Source organism: Chryseobacterium gambrini, from assembly GCF_027920505.1.
Lineage (GTDB): Bacteria > Bacteroidota > Bacteroidia > Flavobacteriales > Weeksellaceae > Chryseobacterium > Chryseobacterium gambrini.
In genome coordinates this window covers 3488683-3497692 of record NZ_CP115857.1, presented here as the reverse complement: position 1 = coordinate 3497692, position 9010 = coordinate 3488683, and the positions used below count along the sequence as shown (strand labels likewise).

The following is a 9010-nucleotide window of genomic DNA, read 5'->3' as shown; positions in this document are numbered from 1 at the left end:
GTTAAATGTTTTTTAAAATTTGTTTTACCAACTCTTCTACTGAAATATTAGGATCCTGCTTCATGATTTTATCCGCAAGTTTCTCGCTCATTCGCTTAGGAATGCCCAAAACTTCTAATGCAGATAACGATTCTTCCTTGATTTTATTATTTGCAAACGTGGAAATGTTTTCTTCGGGATTGCTGAATTTCTGTACTTTATCCTTAAGATCCACGATGATTCTTTCGGCTGTTTTTGCCCCGATTCCTTTGGCTTTCTGAATGAGTGCGCTGTTTTTTGAGAGGATTGCCGAAGCGATCTCATCAAGACTTAAAGTAGACAGTAAAATAAGTGCTGAAACGGCTCCTACTCCATTAACGCTTATTAACAGATTGAACATATCTTTCTCTGAACGAGTGTTAAATCCGAATAACAATTGAGCGTCTTCCCTGATGATCTGCTGAATAAAAAGAAAAGTTTCTTTATTGGTTGTGAGGGTTTGTGAGGTCATTAAACTGATACCTACATAGTAACCAACTCCTTGTACGTTGATTACTGCGTAAGTAGGCGTAAGTTCCTGAACAATGCCTTGAAGTGAAAATATCATTATTAATTTTTATAACTCCCAAATATAGTAATTTAAACTAAGTTATGTTTTCATTTCACGCGCGAATGATTTTTAACTTAATTTTTAACTGTAAATGCAATAATTTCTCAAAAAAAACGAAACCCATCCAAATGGACAGGTTTCATTTTCTTACTTTAATTTTACAAAAATCTACACCGGATTTATATCCAGACACATGCTGATGTTGCATGCTCCGTTTACGCAGGTAGGTGTACATCCTACCAAACATAATTGTCCCTGAGAAGGAAGGCAGTAATATCCTCCGTCCGGAGACTGCAATGGCCTTCCTCCGGGTCCGCCTCCTGCAATCTGTCTTAAATTTTCTCTTGAAAGTTTTTTGAAATTTTTCTTAATGTAATTTTTGGTTCTCCTAAAGTATTTAATTTACCTACCTGTTGAACAGATATTTAAATAATTAATTCTGAAAATGTATTTTACAATTTATTACACCCTTAGAAAAGCTAGTATTCATAGGTATTTCAAAAGATTTTCAAAATACAAATTTGCCTGTCCTAATATCACAAAATTGTGAAATTAGGACGCAAAAAAAAGCAGTACACCGTTATTTTGTGTACTGCTTTCTATCTTAAAGAACAGATTTTTTATTATTTCTTATCTTTTTTCTCTCTTCTCTGAGCATCCAGAACGGCAATGGTTGCAAGGTTTACAATCTCATCTACGCTTGAACGCATCTGTAAAACGTGAACCGGCTGTTTCAGACCCATCAAAATTGGTCCGATTACCTGTGCTACTTTCATTCCTCTGATGATCTTGTAGGATAAGTTGGCGCTTTCAAGATTCGGGAAAATGAATGTATTGGCAGGCGTTGTTCCTAATTTTGAGAATGGATAATCGCTTAAGTGATCTGAATTCATCGCAAAATCCGGCTGAATTTCTCCGTCCACGATCATTTTCGGATATTTTTCGTGAAGGATGCTGACTGCTTTTGCTACTTTCTTTGAAGTTTCGGAGATGGCTGCGAAGTTTTCAAATCCAAGCATGGCGATTCTCGGTTCGATGGCAAAAGATTTTACGGTAAATTCTGCCATTTTAGCAATATTTACCAAGTCTTCCGCTGTAGGATTCTGATTGATTGAGGTATCTGCAAAGAAAATTGGTTTCTTTTCAGACAAAATCATCATCATTGCTGCTACTTTATCGACTCCTTTATCTTTTTCAATTACTTCTAAAACTGGTCTAAGAACGGAGGTATAATTTTTAGAGAAACCAACAATTAATCCGTCTGTATCGCCATGTTTCAGCATTAAAGGACCGAAATAATCTCTCTGGCGAACGAATCTTTTTGCTTTGTATTCGTTCATTCCTTTCCTCTGGCGAAGTTTCCAAAGTGTTTCTCTGTATTTTTTTCTGTTTTCTTTCTGATCGTCGTCGCTTGGATCAATAATCGGAATATCAAGATTGATCCCGAAATGTTCCATCTGCTCTTTGATGTATTTTTTATTTCCTAAAAGACTCGGATAGGCAATTCCTTCTTCATATAAAATCTGCGCCGCTTTCAGAACATTGTATTCTTCCGCATTTCCTAAAGTAATTCTTTTCGGATTGGCTTTTGCACGGTTCTGCATCATTCTTACTAACTTCTCGTCTCTTCCCATTCTGTCGAGAAGGCTGTTTTCGTATTCTTCGAAATCGGTGATTGTCTTTCTGGCAATTCCGCTTTCTACTGCAGCTTTTGCTACCGCACTGGATACTTTTGTAATTAAACGGTTATCAAACGGTTTTGGAATAAAATATTCTCTTCCGAACTGCAGATTCTGAATATTATACGCTAAAATTACCGCCTCCGGAACAGGCTCTTTTGCCAGATCTGCAATAGCATGAACAGCCGCCAGTTTCATTGCTTCATTAATTCCTTTTGCCTGAACGTCTAATGCTCCGCGGAAAATATAAGGGAAACCGAGAACGTTATTAACCTGATTAGGATAATCACTTCTTCCTGTTGCCATGATGACATCTTTGCGGGTTTCAAGGGCTACATTGTACGCAATTTCCGGATCCGGATTTGCCAATGCAAAAACGATAGGATTTTCATTCATGCTCAGCAACATTTCCGTCGTCATTACATTTCCTTTTGATAATCCGACGAAAACATCTGAACCTTTTACGGCATCTTCCAATGTTTCGATGTCTGTCTGAGCAACAAAATCGATTTTTTCCGGAGTAAGGTTTTCTCTTTTGTGGTTAATCACTCCTTTACTGTCGCACATCAATACGTTTTCTCTTTTCAGACCAAGAGAAATATAAAGATTGGTACAGGCTATTGCTGCTGCTCCTGCTCCGTTCACCACCATTTTCACTTCTTCAATCTTTTTATTGGCAATCTGAAGAGAGTTGATTAATGCTGCTGCAGAAATGATCGCCGTTCCGTGCTGATCGTCGTGCATCAAAGGAATATCCAGTTCTTCTTTGAGTCTCTGTTCGATATAAAATGCTTCCGGAGCTTTAATATCTTCCAGATTGATTCCTCCAAACGTAGGAGCAATACCTTTTACAATTTCTATGAATTTATCAGGATCTTTTTCGTTGATTTCAATATCGAAAACGTTAATGTCCGCAAAAATTTTGAACAAAAGACCTTTCCCTTCCATTACCGGCTTTGAAGCTTCTGCACCGATATCTCCCAAACCTAAAACTGCGGTACCGTTTGAAATAACAGCTACCAGATTTCCTTTTCCGGTGTAGTCGTACACCGTTTCAGGCTTATCGTGGATCTCCATACAAGGAACTGCAACCCCCGGAGAATACGCCAAAGACAAATCTCTCTGAGATGAGTGTGGTTTTGAAGGGATCACTTCGATCTTACCTTTAGGTTCGGCTTTATGATAGTCTAAAGCCGCCTGATTAAAGTTCTTTTCGTCGCGGTGGGTTTTACTTGACATATAATGAATTTTGTTATTTAATTATAATATATATTGTATGTGGTAGCTTACGAGACTTTCGATAGGCTTCTGAACAATCTGTCCCACATTAAGATTAAGCTCTGCCGCTGCAGAACGTAAAACATCTTCGTAATAATAGGCTATTGATCCGATGAAATTGATCTCGGCATCTTTGGCTTCTACATAGGGAAGCACCTGATAATCGAAAAAATTAAGCATTTCTTCATGCACCATTTTCTGTAAATACGGATGATCTTTTCTTTCCACTACAAACTTGTTGAAATCTGCTAAGTACGCATTGGGTCTTGGAGTGTGATACATGTTTTTCAATGCTTCCTCCACAGTCAGCTTATACGTTTCTTCAAACTCCGATGAGAGATCTGCGGGAAGTTTCTGCATAAAGAATCTTCTTACCAGTTGCTTTCCGATTGCGCTTCCGCTTCCTTCGTCTCCTACAAGAAATCCGAGAGAAGGCAACTGGATCTTAATGGTTTCTCCGTTAAAATAGCAAGAATTGGAACCGGTTCCCAAAATACAGACAATGGCAGGTTTCCCTCTGTAAGCGGCATAAGCTGCAGCCGTGAGATCTTCTTTAACAATAATTTCTGCACCGATGAATACTTTGCCCAGCTCTTCTATAATGATATCACAATTTTGCTGAACACCACATCCTGAACCATAAAAAAAGATTTTCTTAATCGAATTTTTAACGGTGGTAAGGCTTGTATTTTTTTCAATTTCAGGAACAATAAGTTCTTTGTTGATGAAGTTTGGGTTGAAGCCAATGGTTTCTGTTTTCAGGAAGACCTTTTTAAAATCGTCCAAAATTACCCAGTCGGATTTTGTAGAACCACTATCAACAATAGCAACCATATTTTACATTTTAGTTTAAGGATGCTAAATTATGAATTTATCTTGTAAGATGATGGATTCTGAACATGACATATGTGTTATTTGTGGTATAACAATTCTGTTATCTTTTTTGCATTAAATAAAAGAGAGCCCACTAATTTCGTAAAGCTCTCTTTCAGTAATTTTTTTCCAGATGCATTGTTATTGTTTTATGTCTGTGGTCTTTTTATCGTTAAACTGGATCAGCCAGTCTTCAATTTCATCTTCCAGATAAGAGGTCTGAAGAATCATGGCATTGATGAAGTCATCGGGAACAGGTTCGTCTGTTGCATTTTCAAGATTCCAAAGTTCATTAGACATATTTTCATACTCGGAATAGACACGTTTGAAGCGTGAATTTTCTCTTTCTAGAGCTTCAATATTTTGCTGCTGAAGCTGGAATTTTCTGTATTTGTTTTGACGTTTCATACAAATATTATTAAAATGTGGTCGTAAAAATTTTTGATCGTATGCTTCTAATCGCGCATTACAAGATAGAAAAAACCATCAACACAAATAGTTGAAAATGAATTTATTATCAGGTCAGGTTTACATCATTCTGAAAATTAAATTTAGAAATAATTTTGAATCTAAAAAAATATTTAACATCTTTTTTTATCGGTTTAACATATAATTATAAATTTGCATATCATAAAAATTGGATGAGAGATTTAATACTACGTCAGAAACAGGTTTTGTTCTTCATCATTGCAGGAGGACTCAGTGCGGTTGTGGAAATCGGGAGTTTTAAACTCTTCAGCACTTCCCTTCCTCAGTTTTTTCCGCGCGAAACCAATTTCCACGGAATTCATTATCCGCTGAGTAATATTTTCTCTACAAGCTGCGGAATCATCACCAATTATTTCCTGAGCATCTGGTTTGTTTTCGAAAGAGGAAAGCATTCCAAAAGAAAAGAATTTGCCTATTTTATGATGGTTTCTTTTATTTCAACATTATTAAGTCTCGGTTTTTTCCAGATTTTCTACAGCTATATATTTAAGGATAATATAGATTTGATTATTTATACGCTGAGTCCGGAAATGATCAGTAAAATTGCTGCCATTCTGCTGGTTTCGGTTTTAAATTATTCCATCAAGAAAAAAGTAATCTTTAACGGATAGGCTGTGACGAAAGTTTTAAATTACCTCTGGAGATTCTGGATGCTGATTTTAGCATTTGTCTTCACCATTCTTTTCGGAATTCCGGTTTATATTTTATCATTCAATAAAAACCATTATAAATATGCTTACCGGTTTGTACGATGGTGGAGCTACTGTATTTTTTTCGGGATGGGTCTGCGGTACGATCTTACGAAGCTTTCTGATCAGAAATTAGACAAAAACCAACAGTACGTTTTCATATCTAACCACACATCGATTATGGATATTATGCTGATGTGTATTTTGTGTGCAGATCATCCTGTTTGCTTTGTGGGAAAAAAAGAACTGGTAAAAATTCCGATCTTCGGAACCATCTATAAAAGGATCTGTGTGATGGTAGACCGTAAAAGTGCAAGAAGCCGCGCCGATGTTTACCGGAGATGCGCCGAAAAAATGGAAGAAGGAAACAGCATTGTTATTTTTCCGGAAGGCGGTGTTCCGGATGACACGTCCATTATTCTGGATGAATTTAAAGACGGTGCATTTACGCTTTCTTCAAAACACAACTCTCCTATTGTGGTCTTTACTTTCGTGGGATTAAAGGAAATTTTCCCGTTTGACAATTCCAAAGGTTATCCCGGTAAAGCAAAAGTTTATTTCAACGGAATTTTAACTCCTTCAGAATCACCGAAAGACCTTAAATCGTCCGCTTTTGAGACAATAAAAAAAACATTGTTAAAACACTATAATTAATAGAAATAATATATATTTGTTTTCAGAAATTTTCAACAAATATGTCAAATTATTCTAAACAAACCAATTGGGGACAATTTATCCCATTGGTTACTGTATTTTTTTTCTGGGGATTTGTGGCGGCAAGTAATGACATTTTGATCCCGGTTTTTCAAAAAGCCTTTAATTTATCTCAAACCGAAAGTATGCTTGTACAGATATGCTTCTATGTGGCATATACAGTGGGCTCTTTGATTTATATGCTGGTCTCTGCGGGATTAAAGCAGGATCTGGTGAATAAAATAGGTTACAAAAACGGGCTTATTGTCGGGCTTCTTATTTCTGCAGCAGGAACTTTACTGTTCTATCCGGCTGCCAATATGCATTCTTTCCCTTTAATGATCTCCGGTTTATTTATTGTGGGATTGGGGTTCTCTTTACAGCAGATTGTTGCCAACCCTTTAGCCATCGAAGTCGGACCATCTGAAACAGGTTCTCAGAGATTAACAATGGCAGGAGGAATCAATAATCTTGGAACTACAATCGGTCCGCTGATTGTTTCTTTTGCGATTTTCGGATCTGCAGCTGCATCGAATAATAATGCAAGTGTTGAAAGTGTAAAAATTCCTTACCTTATTTTAGGAGCAGCCTTTGTTCTGGTTGCGATTATGCTTAAATTTTCTTCGCTTCCGGCAGTTACTCCAACAATTACCGAAGATACGGATGACAGCGTAAAAGGACAGCACAGAAAGTCTGCATTGCAGTATCCACAGCTTATCTTAGGGATGATTGCCATCTTTGTTTATGTAGGTGTGGAAGTTTCTACCGCAAGTAATCTTCCTGCTTATATGGAAAAAAGCTTAGGATTTGAAACAAAAGATGTCGCTCCTTATATTTCATTATACTGGGCTTCATTAATGATCGGTCGTTGGACTGGTGCTGTTGAAGCTTTCGACGTAAGTGCAGGATTTAAAAAGATTTTAAGATTCTTAGCTCCTTATCTTGCTTTTGGGGTATTCCTTTTGGTAAATGCAATTGCAAAGCACGATCTGTCTCATTTCTATGTTTACGGATTAATTATTATTGCAATGATTATCTGTGACATTTTGAGTAAAGGAAATCCAGCGAGAATGCTTCTTATTTTCTCGGCTGCAGGTATTACCGCTTTACTGACCGGTATGTTTACTGAAGGAATGGTTTCTGTATATGCTTTTACAAGCGTTGGACTATTCTGTTCTACTCTTTGGCCATGTATTTTCGCTTTAGCCATCAATGGTTTGGGAAAACACACCAATCAGGGTTCAGGGTTATTGATTATGATGATTATGGGAGGAGGAATTGTAAGCCTTATTCAGGGATATGTAGCAGATCTTACCAATATTCACTTCAGTTATATTGTAGGGGTGATCTGTTTTGCTTATCTTGCTTTCTATGCTATAAGAGTAAGCGGAATTTTAAAATCTCAGGGAATTGATCTTGACAAAATCACAAAAGGAAGTGGTCATTAAGAAAACGAACATACAATATAAGAAAAGATTTTGGGCAGGTTTATTACTTGCCCAATTTCTTTTGTTTTATGCTTTTTCAAAATCTGAAATCATGATTTCTTTTTTTGAGACTTTTTTTGAAGTTCAGAAAACGGTTCATCAGATTATATTTTCTTGGATTCCTTTTTCCTTTGGAGATGTAATTTATATTTTGTTGGGAATTTTTCTTGTGTATTGTATCATTACATCATTTAAAAAGAAAAACAGGAATTCTTCTTTTTTAAAAATATTAATGAGCATAAATATCTTCTATTTTTCGTATCAGATATTCTGGGGAATGCTCTATTTTCAGACTCCTATTATTAAAAAGCTACCAAGCCAGAAAGAACCTACTGTTGAAAAGGCAAAAGTATTGGCTTTAAAATATCTCGCGCGATGCAAGGAAACACGAAAACTGACTTCTGAAGATAAAAACGGAATTTTTATTCTGAAAGATCTAAAAGCTGTTCAGACAGAAATTCTTTCGCAGCAGACAAAACTTCCAGAAAACATTTCGGGTAAAAAAGCTTCTGAAATTAATTCCTTCAAACCCAGCTTATTTAAAAACGTGATGAATTTCACCGGAATTCTGGGATATTACAATCCATTCACAGCAGAAGCTCAGTACAACTCACAATTGCCGAATACGCTTATTCCTTTCACTTCTGCACATGAAAGTTCTCACCAGCTTGGTTTTGCCAGAGAGCAGGAAGCGAATTTCGTGGGATATCTCATCGGGATTCATTCGGAAAATACAGATCTGCGATACAGCACAGAATATTTTACCTTAAAAAGCCTGTTGAATTTTATCGCAGATAAAGATCCGGAATTTGTAAAATCTGTTTTGAAAAACTATTCTCCAGAGATGAAAAAAGACAGAGCTTATGAAAAGGCTTTTGTTCTGAAACATCAGGGATTGCTGGATGACTTTTTCGGCTTTACGAACAACCTTTTCCTGAAAAGCAATCAGCAGGAAGGTACGGTTACCTACTCCTATTTTATTGATCTTCTGATGAATTACGAAAAGGAATAAAAAAACAAAAGAATCGTATCAGGCGATACGATTCTAAAAACACAAATGATGAAAAAAAATTTATTACCTTGACTTGTTCCCTCATTCAAGGCGATGTAAAAGTACAATTTTTTTCAGAAATACAAAAGTAATTTTACTTTTTTTAAAAACTTTATGAAAACTTTATGAATTTTTAAGTTTTTTTGAGTTCGTTTGAAATTGTTTTTATTCACACTAAATAG

At 36.3% G+C, this 9010-nt stretch carries 9 protein-coding genes; 4 read left to right on the top strand and 5 right to left on the bottom strand.

Features of this window, described 5'->3' with window-relative positions:
* Position 1: 1 nt before the first annotated feature.
* The 5 genes from ruvA to PFY09_RS16140 form a co-directional block, all read right to left on the bottom strand.
* On the bottom strand, positions 2-586 hold the full coding sequence (gene ruvA / locus PFY09_RS16155) for a Holliday junction branch migration protein RuvA (protein ID WP_271160361.1): 585 nt from the start codon (positions 584-586) through the stop codon (positions 2-4).
* A 171-nt stretch (positions 587-757) separates the two neighbouring features.
* A complete protein-coding gene (locus tag PFY09_RS20875) occupies positions 758-961 on the bottom strand; it encodes a bacteriocin-like protein (protein ID WP_408640191.1) in 204 nt (67 codons plus the stop codon).
* Between the two features lie 251 nt (positions 962-1212).
* On the bottom strand, positions 1213-3507 hold the full coding sequence (locus tag PFY09_RS16150) for an NADP-dependent malic enzyme (protein ID WP_271160360.1): 2295 nt from the start codon (positions 3505-3507) through the stop codon (positions 1213-1215).
* 21 nt (positions 3508-3528) lie between these two features.
* The gene (locus PFY09_RS16145) at positions 3529-4380 is read right to left on the bottom strand and encodes an ATPase (RefSeq protein ID WP_076395245.1); all 852 of its coding nucleotides are present in this window, start codon (positions 4378-4380) and stop codon (positions 3529-3531) included.
* A 180-nt stretch (positions 4381-4560) separates the two neighbouring features.
* Positions 4561-4827 carry a hypothetical protein gene (locus PFY09_RS16140; RefSeq protein ID WP_087710611.1) on the bottom strand — a complete coding sequence of 89 codons (267 nt, stop codon included), beginning with the start codon at positions 4825-4827 and terminating at the stop codon, positions 4561-4563.
* Between the two features lie 233 nt (positions 4828-5060).
* On the opposite strand from PFY09_RS16140, the gene PFY09_RS16135 reads away from it, so the two are divergent.
* The 4 genes from PFY09_RS16135 to PFY09_RS16120 all read left to right on the top strand — a co-directional run bounded on the left by PFY09_RS16135 (position 5061) and on the right by PFY09_RS16120 (position 8789).
* A complete protein-coding gene (locus PFY09_RS16135; RefSeq protein WP_076395241.1) occupies positions 5061-5519 on the top strand; it encodes a GtrA family protein in 459 nt (152 codons plus the stop codon).
* Positions 5520-5522: 3 nt separating this feature from the next.
* Positions 5523-6251 carry a lysophospholipid acyltransferase family protein gene (locus PFY09_RS16130; RefSeq protein ID WP_228408161.1) on the top strand — a complete coding sequence of 243 codons (729 nt, stop codon included), beginning with the start codon at positions 5523-5525 and terminating at the stop codon, positions 6249-6251.
* A 41-nt stretch (positions 6252-6292) separates the two neighbouring features.
* A complete protein-coding gene (locus PFY09_RS16125) occupies positions 6293-7738 on the top strand; it encodes an MFS transporter (protein ID WP_076395237.1) in 1446 nt (481 codons plus the stop codon).
* A 91-nt stretch (positions 7739-7829) separates the two neighbouring features.
* Complete coding sequence (locus PFY09_RS16120) at positions 7830-8789, top strand: DUF3810 domain-containing protein (RefSeq protein WP_333781127.1); 960 nt, start codon at positions 7830-7832, stop codon at positions 8787-8789.
* The last annotated feature ends 221 nt before the right edge of the window (positions 8790-9010 follow it).